This is a genomic window from Formosa sp. F44 (assembly GCF_056238645.1).
Genome location: NZ_JBWDLJ010000002.1, coordinates 213,330 through 229,899 on the forward strand (window position 1 = coordinate 213,330; position 16,570 = coordinate 229,899).

At 31.3% G+C, this 16,570-nt stretch carries 17 protein-coding genes; 13 read left to right on the top strand and 4 right to left on the bottom strand.

Annotation, left to right across the window (positions count from 1 at the left end; translation table 11 throughout):
• The 8 genes from AC0UBM_RS05875 (at position 1) to AC0UBM_RS05910 (ending at position 8,853) form a co-directional block, all read left to right on the top strand.
• Positions 1-1,014, top strand: coding sequence for a polysialyltransferase family glycosyltransferase (locus AC0UBM_RS05875; protein ID WP_475688027.1), 1,014 nt, complete (start codon positions 1-3; stop codon positions 1,012-1,014).
• The gene (locus AC0UBM_RS05880; protein ID WP_475688028.1) at positions 1,007-1,864 is read left to right on the top strand and encodes a glycosyltransferase family 2 protein; all 858 of its coding nucleotides are present in this window, start codon (positions 1,007-1,009) and stop codon (positions 1,862-1,864) included. The genes AC0UBM_RS05875 and AC0UBM_RS05880 overlap by 8 nt, the downstream gene beginning before the upstream one ends.
• On the top strand, positions 1,865-3,058 hold the full coding sequence (locus AC0UBM_RS05885; RefSeq protein WP_475688029.1) for an O-antigen ligase family protein: 1,194 nt from the start codon (positions 1,865-1,867) through the stop codon (positions 3,056-3,058). It begins immediately after the preceding gene.
• Positions 3,033-4,139 (top strand): DUF1972 domain-containing protein, encoded by a 1,107-nt coding sequence (locus tag AC0UBM_RS05890; protein WP_475688030.1) that lies wholly within the window; start codon positions 3,033-3,035, stop codon positions 4,137-4,139. The genes AC0UBM_RS05885 and AC0UBM_RS05890 overlap by 26 nt, the downstream gene beginning before the upstream one ends.
• A 439-nt stretch (positions 4,140-4,578) precedes the next feature.
• Complete coding sequence (locus AC0UBM_RS05895; protein ID WP_475688031.1) at positions 4,579-5,397, top strand: O-antigen ligase family protein; 819 nt, start codon at positions 4,579-4,581, stop codon at positions 5,395-5,397.
• On the top strand, positions 5,387-6,508 hold the full coding sequence (locus tag AC0UBM_RS05900; RefSeq protein WP_475688032.1) for a hypothetical protein: 1,122 nt from the start codon (positions 5,387-5,389) through the stop codon (positions 6,506-6,508). Before AC0UBM_RS05895 ends, AC0UBM_RS05900 begins: the two co-directional genes overlap by 11 nt.
• Before the next feature lie 195 nt (positions 6,509-6,703).
• Positions 6,704-8,062, top strand: coding sequence for an undecaprenyl-phosphate glucose phosphotransferase (locus AC0UBM_RS05905; protein ID WP_475688033.1), 1,359 nt, complete (start codon positions 6,704-6,706; stop codon positions 8,060-8,062).
• 11 nt (positions 8,063-8,073) lie between these two features.
• A complete protein-coding gene (locus tag AC0UBM_RS05910; protein ID WP_475688034.1) occupies positions 8,074-8,853 on the top strand; it encodes a glycosyltransferase family 2 protein in 780 nt (259 codons plus the stop codon).
• Here AC0UBM_RS05910 and AC0UBM_RS05915 read toward each other — a convergent pair.
• Positions 8,831-10,144: a phenylacetate--CoA ligase family protein gene (locus tag AC0UBM_RS05915; RefSeq protein ID WP_475688035.1), complete on the bottom strand. Its 1,314-nt coding sequence runs from the start codon at positions 10,142-10,144 to the stop codon at positions 8,831-8,833. The two genes, AC0UBM_RS05910 and AC0UBM_RS05915, sit on opposite strands and share 23 nt — an antisense overlap.
• Before the next feature lie 83 nt (positions 10,145-10,227).
• On the opposite strand from AC0UBM_RS05915, the gene purD reads away from it, so the two are divergent.
• The gene (purD, locus tag AC0UBM_RS05920) at positions 10,228-11,499 is read left to right on the top strand and encodes a phosphoribosylamine--glycine ligase (protein ID WP_475688036.1); all 1,272 of its coding nucleotides are present in this window, start codon (positions 10,228-10,230) and stop codon (positions 11,497-11,499) included.
• A gap of 9 nt (positions 11,500-11,508) precedes the next feature.
• Here purD and AC0UBM_RS05925 read toward each other — a convergent pair whose 3' ends face one another.
• Positions 11,509-11,736 carry a DUF6341 family protein gene (locus tag AC0UBM_RS05925; protein WP_414035840.1) on the bottom strand — a complete coding sequence of 76 codons (228 nt, stop codon included), beginning with the start codon at positions 11,734-11,736 and terminating at the stop codon, positions 11,509-11,511.
• A gap of 40 nt (positions 11,737-11,776) precedes the next feature.
• Here AC0UBM_RS05925 and AC0UBM_RS05930 point away from each other — a divergent pair, with 40 nt between their 5' ends.
• The gene (locus AC0UBM_RS05930; protein ID WP_475688037.1) at positions 11,777-12,700 is read left to right on the top strand and encodes a DUF6427 family protein; all 924 of its coding nucleotides are present in this window, start codon (positions 11,777-11,779) and stop codon (positions 12,698-12,700) included.
• Here AC0UBM_RS05930 and upp read toward each other — a convergent pair.
• Entirely contained in the window at positions 12,689-13,348 is a 660-nt protein-coding gene (gene upp, locus AC0UBM_RS05935; RefSeq protein ID WP_475688038.1) for a uracil phosphoribosyltransferase, read from the bottom strand. The two genes, AC0UBM_RS05930 and upp, sit on opposite strands and share 12 nt — an antisense overlap.
• A 68-nt stretch (positions 13,349-13,416) precedes the next feature.
• On the opposite strand from upp, the gene AC0UBM_RS05940 reads away from it, so the two are divergent.
• Positions 13,417-14,025 carry a DUF4254 domain-containing protein gene (locus AC0UBM_RS05940; protein ID WP_475688509.1) on the top strand — a complete coding sequence of 203 codons (609 nt, stop codon included), beginning with the start codon at positions 13,417-13,419 and terminating at the stop codon, positions 14,023-14,025.
• A gap of 66 nt (positions 14,026-14,091) precedes the next feature.
• Positions 14,092-15,066, top strand: a complete 975-nt coding sequence (locus AC0UBM_RS05945; protein WP_475688510.1) for a glycosyltransferase family 9 protein — start codon at positions 14,092-14,094, stop codon at positions 15,064-15,066.
• Here AC0UBM_RS05945 and AC0UBM_RS05950 read toward each other — a convergent pair.
• Positions 15,063-16,121 carry a 2Fe-2S iron-sulfur cluster-binding protein gene (locus AC0UBM_RS05950; RefSeq protein ID WP_475688039.1) on the bottom strand — a complete coding sequence of 353 codons (1,059 nt, stop codon included), beginning with the start codon at positions 16,119-16,121 and terminating at the stop codon, positions 15,063-15,065. The genes AC0UBM_RS05945 and AC0UBM_RS05950 overlap by 4 nt on opposite strands.
• 114 nt (positions 16,122-16,235) lie before the next feature.
• Between AC0UBM_RS05950 and AC0UBM_RS05955 the strand changes: the two genes are divergently transcribed.
• On the top strand, positions 16,236-16,568 hold the full coding sequence (locus AC0UBM_RS05955; protein ID WP_475688040.1) for a PadR family transcriptional regulator: 333 nt from the start codon (positions 16,236-16,238) through the stop codon (positions 16,566-16,568).
• Positions 16,569-16,570: the final 2 nt, after the last annotated feature.

Sequence of the window (16,570 nt, forward strand, 5' to 3'; positions counted from 1 at the left end):
ATGCACATTTTCTATATCCATAGTCACATTACTTACGTCATTGCTCAGCTGTTTATTTTAGAGTCTAAATTAGATCGTAACAAGGTAAAATTTATTACCTCTAGAAGCTATACAATGAAAGCTAATGAACATGGGTATGATGTCACCAATTTGTACAATTACCTTGAACAAGCATCTAAATTAAGTAAGATATTTAAGCTTAAAGGGAAGCTTATCGCCTTAGACGAGGGGATTACACAATTATCAGATGGTAATTCGTTTACGGCGTATTTACCTCAGTTTAATCATTCATTATTTCAAATTATAGCCACTCATAAATTATGCAATAATATTGTACTTGTAGAAGAGGGAATAACAGCTTATAAACAAGATAAGGCTTTGTATGAACCTACTAAAATGGGTGTTAGTCAGTATTTGTCTAAAATGTTTTCAAAGAGATTTTTATTACACAATAGCCATTATTACCCTTATCCTAAGGAAAAGTTTAAATTTGCTATTTGTATGAGTACTGATTGTTTTCCTTTTATCGATGAAAAAAAAGTATTAAACATAGATAGTAAAATCGTTTCTAATTATAAAAATACGATAGCAAACGACGATATTGTGTTTGTTTTAGACTCTTTCAAAGAGCGTACTAATATTACAGAGGAAGATTATTTAAAAATAATTAAGGATACGTTAAACTTAAACCCAAGTGGCAATAGATTGTTTGTTAAGTTTCATCCAGAGCAAAATGAAGCGATAAGAGAGAAAACCATTAGCTTTATAGTTCAACATTTTAATTTTCAGGATATAATATGCCTTGGAGATCATTGCATTTTAGAGTTTGAATTTTTAAAATCAAATAATCTCACGGTTATTGGTATGCATACTTCACTTTTGTACTATGCTAAACGTTTTGGTCATCGTGTTTTATCGAGTGTAAAAATAACTTCTAAACTACCTAAAATAAATACTTATATAGATCATATAATGGATAAGGAACAAAGAGAAGAATTTATGAGTTATGAGTAAAAAACAAAGTTGTAATGTATCTATTGTATCGGCAAATTTCAACAATGGAAAATATTTAGATGAATTCCTAGCTAGTGTAATTAACTCGAGTATTTTACCTAAAGAATTGATAATTATTGATGATGGGTCAACCGATAAATCTTTAGAAACACTATCTAAATATAACTTAGATTATTTAAAAGTTATAGCATTAAAAACTAATGTGGGGTTTGCAAATGCACTAAATATAGGTATTGAAAACACAACTTCAAAATACATTCTTAGAGTTGATCCAGACGATGTTTTAGAAGAAACGAGAATAGAGACCCAGTATAAACTTCTAGAAAGTAATAACAATATAGATTTAACAGGAAGTAATGTTGTGTATTTTAACGAAGAAATAGATAATGTCGTTGGCGCCTCTAATTTTCCAGAAAAATGGGATGCTATTTATAAAAGATATCTAAAAGGAGAGCATGGCTTGTTGCATGGAACAGTTATGGGTAAAACGGTATTGTTTAAGCAACACCTTTACCGTCAGGATAATGTGCCAGCAGAAGATTATGATATTTTTTCTAGAATGATAAAGCATGGAGCAAAAGCGCAAAGTGTTAAAGATAAGCTTACCTTTGTTCGTATTCATCAAAATAGTGTTTCAAATGCATTGCCTTACAGTACAATTAAAAAGACATATATATTAAGGGACAAAATATTTCAAACAAAAACAAGTGGCATCAAAATAGGTGTGAATTTTATAAGTTTAAAATTTTATAGAAAATATTACTTTGAAAAAAACATTTTTAAAAGAATGTGTTTCTTGGGAATTTCTAGTGTTTTTAGACCAGACAAAGTGTTTAAAAAATTGTTTTAGATGCAGGTAGATAAGAGATCTTTATTATTTATTTTATATGTTTTAATTTTTGCATTAGACAGTGTGATTAATTACTTTTTTGATATACCATTATTTGTTATATCACTAATTTTTTATTTTACATTACTTATAATACCAGGTTTTTTCTCCTTAGACAAGTATGGTTCATTTGTCGTTATCGTGATCTCTTTTTCTCTTTCATTTATAGTTAATACCCTAAGAACAGGGTTTTATAAAGAATCCCTGTCCGATTACTTATTTATAATGGCGTTTTTCGGTACTTTTTATTTGTTCTCCAATTCAAATAGGTTCAAAGCAAATAAATTCATGATCAACCTGTTTATAGTTCTATCTCTATTATTGTTTTTAGCAACTTTTTTAGGATTCGATCAGAATATTTGGGGAAATACTATGGGGTTAGAAACTAATGATATAGAGTTTAGCAGATCGTATAGGCAAGGATTTTTTAGGAAGGCACATATTGCATCTTATTTTTTTACATTTATTGTATTGTATCTAATTAATAGATATAATTGTTTGGGTAAAAGTAAATTTACTTATATATACACCTTGTCTCCGCTAGTATTAATAATATTTTTAACAGGGTCTAGAACGCCATTTGTGGTCATATTATTAGGTTTGTGTTTGTATTATTTTAAGGCCAAATTCTTAAAATATTTAATTGCATTAATGTTTTTAGGAGGGTTACTATTTGTTTATATAGATAAGCTTTTAACTTTATTTAGTAATACTGTTATTTATCAATATCTATCTATTGTTAAAACAATTACTTCTAATTTTGATAGGCTTTCTAGGGTAATCATTTGGACTTCTTGGTGGAAGGAAATTAAAACATTTAGTTTTATAGATTTTATTTTTGGTAGGGGTTTTAACGCATCTATGGAAGCCAATTTAAAAAATGTCTCTAGTGCTATATGGTTTCATAACGATTTTTTAAGCATCTCTTACTCTTATGGCTTTTTGCCACTAGTATTGTATGTTATGTTATTTGTGCAGATTTTTAGAACAAACAAACAAATCATAAAAAGTAATATTTTTATATATCTTACTTTTTCTAGCTTTTGGCTATCTGCCTTTTTTAATGGTTTTTATTATTATTTTACGATTCTGATATTATATTTATTTTACTCAATGATATATGAAAAAAATGAAGTTAGCAATTTTAGGAACTAGAGGTGTGCCAAATAACCATGGTGGTTTTGAGCAGTTTGCTGAGTATTTTTCATTATATATGGCTAATAAAGGTTACGATGTAAGCGTCTTTAATTCGCATACACATCCCTATCAAGAAAAGGAGTGGAATGGAGTGAAAATTATACATAAAAACGATCCAGAAGATAAAATTGGAACAGCTGGACAATTTTTTTATGATTTGAATTGTATTAATCACTGTAAATCCGAACATTTTGATGTTATCCTACAATTAGGATATACAAGTAGTTCTATCTGGAGTAAATTACTTCCTAAAGGCTCTCTTATTGTGACCAACATGGATGGCTTAGAGTGGAAGCGATCTAAGTATAAGAAACCTGTAAGAAGGTTTCTTAAGTTTGCCGAAAGTTTAGCAATTAAAAGCAGTGATTTCTTAGTATCCGACTCTATAGGTATTCAAGATTATATAAAAAAAACATATAATAAAGAATCTAAGTATATTGCTTATGGAGCAGATGCATTTACCACTCCAAATGAGGTCGTTTTAAATACATATTATGTTAAGCCTTATAATTATAACATGCTTATTGCTAGACTTGAACCTGAAAATAATATAGAGTCTGTTTTAGATGGAGCTGTGCTAGCTAATACAAAAGAGATATTCCTTGTTGTAGGTAAGCACGACGTAAATAAATTTGGTGCATATTTAAAAAATAAATATAAAGAACACCCGTATATTAAATTTGTAGGAGGTATTTATAATCTAGATCATTTAAATAATTTACGGTATTTTTCGAAGCTTTATTTCCACGGACATTCAGTTGGAGGAACAAATCCATCACTGCTTGAAGCGATGGCTTCTGGAGCACTTATAGTGGCTAATGATAATGTGTTTAATAAAAGTATTTTAAAAGATAATGCACTATATTTTAAAGACGAGAAAGATGTTTGTAGAATAATGGATGATGCAGTTTTATTTGAAAAATATAAGAAAGAATTTAAGAATAATAATGTTAAGGAGATAATGTTAAATTTTAATTGGGATTTAATAAACTCTCAATATGAGGAATACTTGCTGTCTAAATTAAATTCTAATGCATAAACTTAAAAACATAGGATTTGTAAATATTCTTTTAACAATTGTTTTAATAACGTTTGTTATACCTCCTCAAATCTTAAATCCTATTTTTCTAGGTTTGTTATTTGTGGTTGTTTTGGCTAGACAAATTATATTTAAAAAATCTTTCCACAAGCACAATTTTAATAAAGTGTCTCTATGCTTTATACTTTATTTTATAATGCTGTTAATCTCTCTAACGTACTCGGAGGATTTAAGTAGGGGAATTAAAGTTGTTACTGCATCCATTTCGTTTTTACTTATACCTTTAATTCCATTATTTATTTCGAAAACGGATATAAACTTAAAATGGATTGCTAATAACTATGTTAATTTTCTCTGTCTAATATTCTTCTTGCTATTTTTTATAGCAATTTACAAGAATATAAGCGAGAATTATACTCTAGAGTATATCATAGATCGATTGAACGGGTCTAAGGTAAAAGACGGTAGGTATGATTACTTCAATTATTGGTATTTTGCTTATGATAAATTTACCTACCCATTAAGAATACAACCTATTTATTTTGGACTGTTTACCAATGTGGGCTTGGTACTTCTGCTTTATATTAAAAACTGTATAAAATTAAAATCGTATTATTTTCGCTTGGCCATTTTGTCCGTTTTAATTTTACTGGTCGCTTCAAGATCCCAAATATTCATATTTGTTTTAAATTATAGTTTATTCCTTTTAATCTTTGATAAATCAAATCTTCAAAAAAAAGTTTTAACCATTTGTTCTCTTGTAGCTGTTTTTGCTATAATTAGTCTAATTAACCCAGTTACTAGAACGCGGCTTATAGAGGCTGTTACCTATAAAGAAGCTTTTTATAAAGACGATTTTGGAGGGGCATCTATTCGTATAAAGAAATGGGATAGTGCTCTAAGAAGTATTAAGAATAGTCCTGTCTTTGGATATGGTGTTGGTGATGGCAAAAACGAATTACTAGAGCAGTATAAAAGGGATAAATTTTATTTGGGCTTTTATAATAAATATAATGCTCATAATCAGTATCTAGATACAGTGTTATGCCTTGGTTTTATTGGACTAATAATACTGTTACTTATAATTTTTTACGCTTATAAGTATGCTGTAAATAGTATGAGTTTGTTTTTAATAACAAACATTTTTACTGTCGGATTTTTAACAGAATCTATGCTTTACAGACAATGGGGCATAATGGCTTTTTCGTTTTTATTGGTTATGTTTTCTGTATTTAAATTAGAAAAACATGAAGACTGAAAAAGTAACACCTATAGCAATACAACTCATTTTAATTTTAGTGTATCTAGCCGATGGTGTGTCTAAGTTTTTCCTACGAACTTCAGCATATCACCTTAATATTTTGCCTAACCGATATTTAAAAATAATAATGTTGGTGTTGTCTGTTGTATTTGTTGTTATTGCATATAAAAAATTACCAAAAATAACTTATCGTGTTTATACTTTATTCTTGTTTTTATTTCTTGTTTTCATAATTAATAAAGAGCTATACAATACTGGTCTGGATTATTTTATTAAATACAGTTGCTATTTTTTCTTTGCTCCCGTATTTTTTTTGACGGTTGATAAGTCCTCATGGGAGACGTCTGTTATAAATACGTTTAAGTATATTGTGTATTTAAACTTTATATTAATCATTTTTGGTTTACTATCGGATTTTCATTTGTTTAGAACATATTATTTTAGATTTGGCTACAATGGACTCTTAATTACACCCATGCAGTCTACCTATTTTTATATATCTGCAACTTTTATTGCTTTAAAAATGAGAAACAAGGTGTTTCTTGGAATCTGTTTACTTTCATCAATTTTTATTGGAACAAAAATTTTACTTGGCTTTTTAGTGTTAATCGGACTCTATTTTATTTATTATGAGATTAAGAATATAAAATATAAAATATATGCGGTATTAACACTACTAATCACTTCTATTGTCACTTTCTTTGCATTTTTTAATCAGAAATTATTTAAAGAAAGTATCGAAAATCGAGGTGTGTTAACAGCAATTTCGTCCATGAGAAACAAAAACTTAATTTCAACTTGGAATAATTTAAACGAGATTAATTATAACCTGTTTACCGGAGGAATTAGCTTGGAGAACTATAGGGTAGAAATGGAAATTATTGATCTATTCTTGTTTTTTGGAATATTAGGAATAATCGTGTTTTTCCTGTTTTTTAAGCTGTTGAAAGATTTTTTTGTCACAGACCACTTAAGTTTATTTTACTTTAGTGTTGTTTTGATATTCATGATAATTGGGGGTAATTTTCTTTATTACCCCATTAATTGTCTTATTTTTTTAATAGCCTTAAAATCGTTGTCTACAAAGTTCAATATACTTGGTCACTAAGTGATTTTTTTTAGATTTCCCTCCCATACAAGTTCTAATTTTATTTAGATAAATAATAGTACCAATACTTAGAATACATATATATAAATAATAAATTATAGGAACTGCAGTTAAACTAACTTACTTTCTTATTTTTGTATTCTCTAAATTTATCAAGCATCAAAAACGATGTTTTCATTATACCTATAAACACAAGTGACTACATACAAACAAGGTAGATATTCCAAGTACTTAAGGCCTATTTCTTATGCAATAGATTTAGGTATAATTAACGGATTAGCTTTGCTATTTTTCTTCGAAAATGTCAATTCAATTTTATTTGTTTCATTAGTATCCATCACATGGGTAATTCTTTCTTTATACTCTAAGTTTTACGACGTGTATCGGTTTACAAGAGAAGTAACTATAATGGCCATGTTGTTTAAACAAGCCTTGTTATTTACATTGATTGTTTTCGCTTATTTTGGGTTTAGACATAATTTAAATATTAGTACAGATTTAATTTTAAAGTACATCGGACTTGTTTTTCTGCTTATAAGCATTGCTAAATTCGCGATATATTATTTACTTCAAAAATACCGGTCGTCCTTCGGAGGAAACTTAAGAACAACTGTAATTATTGGTAAAAACAGACAAACTAATGCTTTAGAGAATTTTTTTAAACAAAATCCTGAGTATGGATATTCTTTGAAGCGTGTTTTTAATCTGAAAGATAAATCTCAAGGGTCTTTAGACGATTGCTTGCGTTATATAAAAGAAAATACCGTAGACGAAATTTATTGTTCTATTACAGAGTTGTCCAATACCCAAATTCTACAAGTCGTCAATTTTGCAGATAATAATCTAAAGATTTTAAAGTTTTTACCAGACAATAAAGAAATATATTCTAAAAAATTAAAATACGAATATTACGACTTCATCCCAATCTTATCACTTCGTGATATTCCTTTAGAAGAAAGTGTGAATCAGTTTTTTAAAAGGGTATTCGATATTGTATTTTCTTTAATAGTAATTGTGTTTGTGCTTTCTTGGTTAACACCAATTTTAGCCATTATCATTAGGTTAGAGTCTAAAGGACCAATATTTTTTAAACAATCTAGAAATGGATTTAATTATAAGGAATTTCAGTGTTTAAAATTCCGTTCTATGATGCCTAATACAGATGCTAATTTGTATCAAGCTACAAAAGGAGATCAACGGGTTACCAAAGTCGGTAAATTTATAAGAAAAACAAGTATAGACGAGTTGCCTCAGTTTTATAATGTATTATTTGGAGATATGTCTGTGGTAGGACCAAGACCGCATATGGTTAGTCATACACATATGTATGCTAAGCGAATCGATAAGTTTATGGTGCGTCATTTCGTAAAACCAGGAATTACAGGTTTAGCACAAGTAAGCGGATTTAGAGGTGAAGTAGAAACTGATAAGGATATTATAAATCGCGTAAAATTCGATATTTTTTATATTGAAAACTGGTCGACACTTCTCGATATTAAAATTATTTTTCAGACCTTATTAAATGCCGTAAAAGGGGAAGATAAAGCGTATTAATTAGATTGTAAATGAAACCATTAGTGTCTGTTATTACGCCTGTTTATAATGCTGAAAAATTTATTTCGGATACGATTCAAAGTGTATTAAATCAAACCTATGTTAACTGGGAACTTATTCTTGTAGACGATGGCTCTACAGATGGCTCACTAGATATTATTTCAAAATTTACGCAAGCCCATACTAATATTTTTCTCTTTCAAAATGATAAAAACTCTGGTGCTGCCATTACTAGAAATAAAGGCACAAAAGAAGCTAAAGGAGATTATATAGCTTTTTTAGATGCAGACGATTTGTGGTTGCCTACAAAACTGGAAAAACAAATCCGGTTTATGATAAATCAGGATCTAAATGTGTCTTTTTCTAGTTATAATTTAATAGACCAGCGTGGAAACGCATTACACAAAAAAATTCAAGCCTTAGAAACATTATCTTATAATAAACTTCTTAAATGTAATTATATCGGGAATTTAACGGGTATGTATCACGTAAAATCTTTAGGAAAAATATATACTAAAAACCTTAGGAAGCGACAGGATTGGTTGTTGTGGTTAGAGGCTGTAAAGCGATCAGGATCTTCGGCTTTAGGAATACAAGAACCATTGGCTAATTATAGACTTCAATCTGATTCTATGTCGGCTAATAAATTCGGACTTATAAAATATAACTATGCCGTGTACAGAACAGGGCTTCAGTTTTCAACGGTAAAGTCCATGTTTTACATGATTCTTTTTCTTTATGAGTATATTTTTGTTAAGTCTAAAAACACTATTGTTTTACCAAAGACTTAAATTGCTTTAATTTCCCACTTTTAGACCGTTTTAAGGCGTTGTGCTTCTCAAAACGAATCGTTAGTCCGTCTTCTAAATAACGCTTCATTTCAGTGGTTATAGCATCTTTTTTTATTTCAGAAATTTCTGATGCTCCTGTATAATCTATTTTAAATGTAGATTTATCTTCTTGGGTTACTATAAACTCTTTCACGTTACCATCATCTTCAATTATCGCTTTAGTGATGTAGTAAAAGGTTAATCCCGCAGTTCGTTTTCCACTTGGTAATGTAGCCATGTCACTGGTTCTTCCAGTTAATTTTTCTAAAACGGGTTTTTGTAATGTACTTGTTTCAGAAAGCATACCAATATCTCCTAATTCGTAGCGAATAAACGGGTGTGCCTTGTTGTAAAGTGACGTTATTACAATCCGACCTTCCTTTCCGTTAGGTACAACCTGATTATCTTCATCTAAAACTTCAACAAAAAGAGTGTCGCTGTTTACTTGCCAAATATTATTTGGATTTTGAAAAGCGATTAAATCTAATTCGGAGGCACCATATTCGTTAATTACGGGAACTCCAAAGTGTTGCTCTAAAAGTAGTTTGTCGTCGGGAAAAAGCATTTCAGAAGTTACCACACAACATTTTAAAGTCGGACAAATTTGTTTTAACTTAAGGTTTTTAGTTTTTAAAAACTTAGCAAATTGTACAATAGCACTGGTGTAACCATTTATATAATCGAAAGGTTTTGTTTTAAAAACGTCGAGATAGTTTTGCAATGCAACATCGCTTAAATCAAAAATAGAAAAACGGTAACGGTTGCTTAGTTTATCTTTAAAACGTTCTTTGTAATATCCTATTGTATCTAACGGAATACCATAAAAACGGGCTTGTAGCGAGCTATTAAAATCGATTCCATACCAGCCAAACCTGTTTTGTATCTCTGCCCAAGTTAAGGCGTGACACATTTTGTCTTTGGCAAAAATAAAAGGGGTTCCAGAAGAGCCTGATGTTTTATTTATGTAAACATTTTTGGTAGTAAATCCTTCAGATAAGCGATCCTGTAAAGGTTGTTGTAGATCGCGTTTAGTCATAACGGGAACCGAATTCCAGTCGTTTAGATTTACATTTTTTCCTAAATCCTTATAAAATGAATTGTGCTTTAAGTGATATTGAACAATCTCGTGCTTCTTCGAGTTTAAATAGTTTTCGTATTCAATTGTATTTAATTTATGAATTTTAGAAAGCGTCTGTTTAGCCTCCTTTAATGGAAAGCCATTTAACTGTAATGTAAGATCGAATAGCTTCAAAAGATGGATTGCAAATATGTTTTTGTAAAATAATTATTTTTTAAGCGTAAAAGCAATTATTTTTGCTTCAAACTATACTCAATATGACAATTTTAATTCTAGGATCAGGTGGAAGAGAACATACTTTTGCTTGGAAAATTTCTCAAAGCCCATTATGTAATAAACTTTTTGTAGCACCAGGTAACTCGGGAACTGCTACTATAGCAGAGAATGTTGCAATTGGAGTAACCGATTTTGAGGCGATTAAAACGCTAGTTTTAGAAAACAACATCGATATGGTGGTTGTTGGTCCAGAAGATCCTTTAGTGCAAGGGGTGCATGATTTTTTCTTAAACGACGACAAATTAAAGCATGTAGCTGTTATCGGTCCTGAAAAAGCAGCAGCAGAATTAGAAGGAAGTAAAGAGTTTGCTAAAGAATTTTTATTCAGACATAATATTCCAACAGCGGCATACCAAAGTTTTGATAAATCTAATGTGGAAGAAGGCTACGCTTTTCTTGAAACATTAACGGCACCTTATGTTTTAAAAGCCGACGGATTAGCGGCAGGGAAAGGCGTGCTAATTTTAAACGATTTAGACGAGGCTAAAGCAGAACTTAAAGCGATGTTAATCGATTCTAAATTTGGTGCAGCAAGTACTAAAGTCGTGATTGAAGAATTCTTAGACGGAATAGAATTGAGCTGTTTCGTGTTAACCGACGGAAAGAATTATAAAGTGTTACCTACGGCGAAAGATTACAAACGTATTGGAGAAGGTGATACAGGTTTAAATACCGGTGGAATGGGAGCTGTTTCTCCAGTGCCATTTGCTACCGATGAGTTTTTAGAAAAAATAGAAACACGTATTGTAAAACCAACAATTGAAGGTTTAATAAAAGATAACTTACCTTATAAAGGATTTGTGTTTATTGGTTTGATAAAAGTAGGGGACGACCCTATGGTTATCGAGTACAATGTAAGAATGGGGGACCCGGAAACCGAAGTGGTGTTACCTAGACTTAAAAACGATTTTGTAGAGCTGTTACAAGCAGTTGCAAATGGAACACTTAACGAAATTGATCTAGAAATAGACGAACGTGCAGCAACCACAGTAATGACTGTTTCTGGTGGTTATCCTGAAGCTTACGAAAAAGGCAAAGAAATTACTGGGCTAGATGCTATAGAGGGCTCTATTCCGTTCCATGCAGGAGCAGATTTAAAAGACGGTAAAGTATTAACTACTGGAGGACGTGTTTTAGCAATGACGTCTTATGGAAATACCTACCAAGAGGCCATAAAAAAATCTTATCAAAATATAGAAAAACTACATTTCGATAAGATGTATTACCGTAAAGATATAGGATTCGATTTATAAAAATCGAACTTATAGAAATGAGTGCGAAGAAATACTTTTGTCTTCTTCGTTATTGTCATTAAACTTTTTTAGTTGAAGCATCCAGTATACAAAAAATCCCATTCCGATTAATATAAAAATCCATGAGAATGCATTGGCTAAAAACCAATTTTCAAGCTCTAAATTAGCTAGAGCATCTAGAGGTGCGAACAATACATTTACAAATAGGTCTTGTATTGCGTAAAAAAAATCTTTCATAGTGTAGTATATTTACCAAACAAAAATACAAAAAGAGTTAATGATTACAAGTATTTTTAGTAAATCTAAACCAATAAACTTTTTAGTCGTATTTACACTGACTATAGTTACGTTTTTTATTGCGCATACAAAGTATGCTGTGTCGTCCAATTTATTGGATCATTATGCCTCAAATTTCTTTGTGTTTTGTGCTAGTTTTTCTTCGATTTTAGTACTAGATTTTTTAGTAAGTAAGAATAAATTAACCCAGAAAAGCAGTTATGAAATTTTGCTATATGCTTTATTTTTAATGGCTTTACCGCAAACCATGTTAAATAATAACATAGTGTTTGCTAATTTTTTTATCCTGCTATCCTTAAGACGAATTTTAAGTTTAAGGTCGCAACTAAATGTAAAAAAGAAATTGTTCGACGCCGCGTTTTGGATTGCTATTGCGTCCTTATTTTATTTTTGGTCTATTTTATTTATTCTCCTTATTTATTTCGCTTTATATTTTCATTCCAATTCTAATTTAAAAGAATGGATGATATCTATCGTTGGCGTTGTAGCCGTTTTTGTTTTAGGGATATCGTATTCCATAATTGTTTACGACGACTTTTTTTCGGCTCTAAATATCTTACCTCAAGTAAGCTTCGAGTTCGATTCGTATAATACGCTTCAATATGTGGTTGGCGTAACGCTATTAATTTCTTTTGGCATTTGGTCGTCTGTGTTTTATATTAAAACTATAAAATCCAAACAAAAAAACTTTAAAGCGGCCTATAAAGTTGTACTAGTTGCGGCCTTGATTGCCTTTAGTATTATGATTTTATCGCCTAAAAAGGAAGGTGGCGAGTTTTTATTCTTATTCGCACCTTTGGCAATTATAATTACTAATTACCTTGAAACAATTCAGGACAAATGGTTTAAAGAAGTCTTTCTCGGACTCTTAATTGTTGTGCCTTTTGGCTTATTAATGTTGTAATTTTTCTCCAAAACATAAATCGCCTGCATCTCCAAGTCCTGGAACAATATAACCTTTTTCATTCAAGCTTTCATCTACTGTGGCTATCCATAAATGTGCATTTGCATTAAAGTGATTTTCAATATAATCTACACCTTGTTGTGCTCCAATTACACTAACTAAATGGATCTCTTTTGGGGTTCCAAAAGGCTTCAAAGCTTCAAAAGTAGCAACCATAGACTGGCCAGTAGCTAACATAGGATCGGCAAGTATTAAGGTTTTGTTTTCTAACGATGGGCAAGCCAAATATTCTACTACAATTTCGAAACTTTCTGGAGACGATTTATGCTGTCTGTAGGCTGAAATAAATGCGTTTTCGGCAGCATCAAAATAATTTAACAGACCGTTGTGTAGCGGAATTCCGGCACGTAAAATTGAACAAATTACAATGTCGTTTTCAGGCAGATCTACTTTGGTTGTGTCTAAAGGCGTGTCGACAGATGTCGAGTTGTAGTGAAGAGATTTACTTAATTCGTACGCAAGAATTTCACCAATACGTTCAATATTTCGTCTAAAACGCATATTGTCCTTTTGGATGGTTTTATCACGTAATTCTGACATAAATACATTTAAAATTGTGTTTTCTGTAGATAAATTATGAATTTGCATGCTTCTGTTTTATGGTGTCTGGTAAAGTTAATTAATTAGAGGTATATTTGTGCTTTAAAATAAAAATGATGTTTACAACTAAGGCAAATACTATTTTTCAGGAGGTAATTAATACCTATCACGTTATAAATACAGTAGATCAGGATTTTTCAAACCCATACAGTAAAGAAGACGATTTATTAGCGCATTTATTATATAGAAAATGTTGGATTGATACCGTACAATGGCATTACGAAGATATTATTCGCGATCCACAAATCGATCCCGTAGAAGCGTTAACCTTGAAACGTAAAATTGATGCTTCTAACCAAGATCGTACAGATATGGTGGAGTATATTGATAGTTATTTTTTAGAGGAATACAAAGGCGTTACACCTAAAGCAGATGCAACAATTAATACCGAAAGTCCAGCTTGGGGTGTAGATAGATTATCTATTTTAGCTTTAAAAGTGTACCATATGGAAGAAGAAGCTACGCGAAAAGATGCTTCTGAAGCTCATAAAAAAGCATGTCAAACAAAATTAGATATTCTTTTAGAACAACGTGTAGATTTATCGACTGCTATAGATACTTTATTGAACGATATTGCCTCTGGCGATAAATACATGAAAGTGTATAAGCAAATGAAAATGTACAACGACGACGAGCTTAATCCAGTATTGCGTTCTCAAAAATAGGAATCTTTTTTCTTATAAACTGTGTCTAAACCCATACAACATATTTTAGTTATACGTCTCTCTGCAATGGGAGACGTTGCTATGTCTGTACCTGTTTTACGTGCATTAATAACACAGTATCCAAACGTAAAAGTCACCGTTTTAACGCGTCCTTTTTTTGAACCCTTTTTTCGAGATTTAGATGCGGTAAGTATTTTTTCAGCCGATTTAAAAGGAACGCATAAAGGTGTTTTTGGATTGTATAAACTCTCGAAATCACTTAAAAAACTGAATATTGATGCCGTTGCCGATATTCATAATGTGCTTCGCTCTAAAATTCTAAAAGCCTTTTTTACAGGTACGCCTTTTGTTCAAATAGATAAAGGGAGAAATGAAAAGAAAGCGCTTACAAGCGGAGCTGTTTTTAAACAACTTCCAACAACTATTTCGCGTTATGCTGAGGTTTTTAATAATTTAGGTTTTCCTATAGATTTATCTCAACCCACGTTTCCAGAACCATCAATTTTATCGGATAAATTGCAAGCTATTCTGGGAGATCATACAGCGAAGTGGATTGGCATTGCGCCGTTTGCGGCACACGACAGTAAAATGTATCCCATTCAGCAAATGGAAACTGTAATTGAATCTTTATCTAAGGATTATAAGATATTACTTTTTGGAGGTGGTGCGAAGGAGGTCGAAATATTAGACCGATTTCAAACCCAATACAACCATGTAATTAATTTGGCTGGACAACTAAATTTTAATGAAGAATTAGATATAATTTCTAATTTAGATGTGATGTTGTCTATGGACTCAGGAAATGGCCATTTGGCAGCGATGTTGGGTAAAAAAGTGATTACCATTTGGGGTGTTACACATCCGTTTGCGGGCTTTGCGCCTTTCAATCAGCCAGACGATTATGCCTTAACAGCCAATAGAACAGAATTTCCGCTAATTCCCACTTCAATTTACGGAAACAAATTTCCCGAAGGTTACGAAAAGGCTTCTGGAACTATTGCTCCAGAAACCATCGTAAATAAAATTATATCGGTTATTTAAACGTCGTCGTAATCTACAACAATAGTCGGAGTTGTGGGATGTGCTTGACACGTTAATACTAAGCCTTCTGCTAGTTCTTTTTCAGTTAATATGTTGTTTTGTCTCATGGTTGCAGCACCTTCGGTAACACGTGCAATACAACTACTGCAAATTCCACCTTGACAAGAATATGGAGCGTCAATTTCTTTAGCAATAGCAGCATCAAGAATCGATTGTTTTTGCGACATTACAAATTTAACTTCTTCATCGTCTACAATTATTTTTATAGCAGTAGAACCATCATTTACAACGTCTGGAATGACCTCTTCATCTGTAGCAATTGGAGTGGTAAATAATTCGAAATGAATATTTTCGGTAGACACACCAAAATCTTTTAAAACATCCTTTGTGGTGGTAATCATGCCTTCTGGACCACATAAATAAAAGGTGTCTATTTTTAAATGTTTGTAGGTGTTTTTCAATAAGAAATTCACTGTGCTTTTTTCAATTCGACCAAACATAGCATCGTCTTCTTGCGACTGACTAAATACCATTTGTATAGAAAAACGCTCGGTATATTTGCTGTGAAGTGCTATTAGTTCTTTGAAAAAGATGGTGTCTTTAGGCGTTTTGTTTCCGTAGATCAGGACAAAGTGACTGTTAGGTTCCTCCTCTAAAATGGTTTTCGCAATACTCATAATTGGCGTAATACCACTACCTGCTGCAAATGCAGCAACGGTTCTGGTTTTAGAAGCATCTGGCTCAAATATAAAGCGTCCGTTTGGTTCGGCAACTTCAATACTGTCTCCAGCTTTTAAGGTTGTATTTGCGTATTTAGAGAATAATCCATCTTCCACAGCTTTAACAGCAACTTGTAATTCGCCACTACTTGGAGACGAACATAATGAGTAGTCTCTACGTACTTCGTTACCGTTAATTTCGGTTTTTAAAGTAATGTATTGCCCAGCTTTAAAACTGAATTTATCCTTTAGAAAAGAAGGAACTTCGAAACTAATAGTTACAGCAGCTTCTGTTTCTTTATTTATATTTTGTATTGCAAGTTTATGAAATGCCATTGATGTAATTTTTTACAAATTTAGTGAAGCTAAAAGGTTTATAAATATAATTAAGAAAAAAAATAATACATTGGAATCTTAGGTGTGTAATAATTTATATATATTTATGGTGTTATGGCAAATTCAAATTTATATAAAGGTAGTCTTACTACTATCATTTTAAAGCTTTTAAATGAGACAGATAGCATGTATGGTTATGAAATTACTCAAAAAGTAAAAGCGTTAACTAACGGAGAATTAAGTATAACTGAAGGTGCTTTGTACCCAGCATTGCATAAGTTAGAGTCTGAAGGTTTATTAGAAGTTGAAATGGTAAAAGTAGATAACAGATTGCGAAAATATTATAGATTAACCGATGCAGGAGAGAAGGAAACGGCCTCTAAATTATCGGAATTAGAGCGGTATATACAAACCATGCAACAATTAGTTAATCCTAAAGTAATCTAATT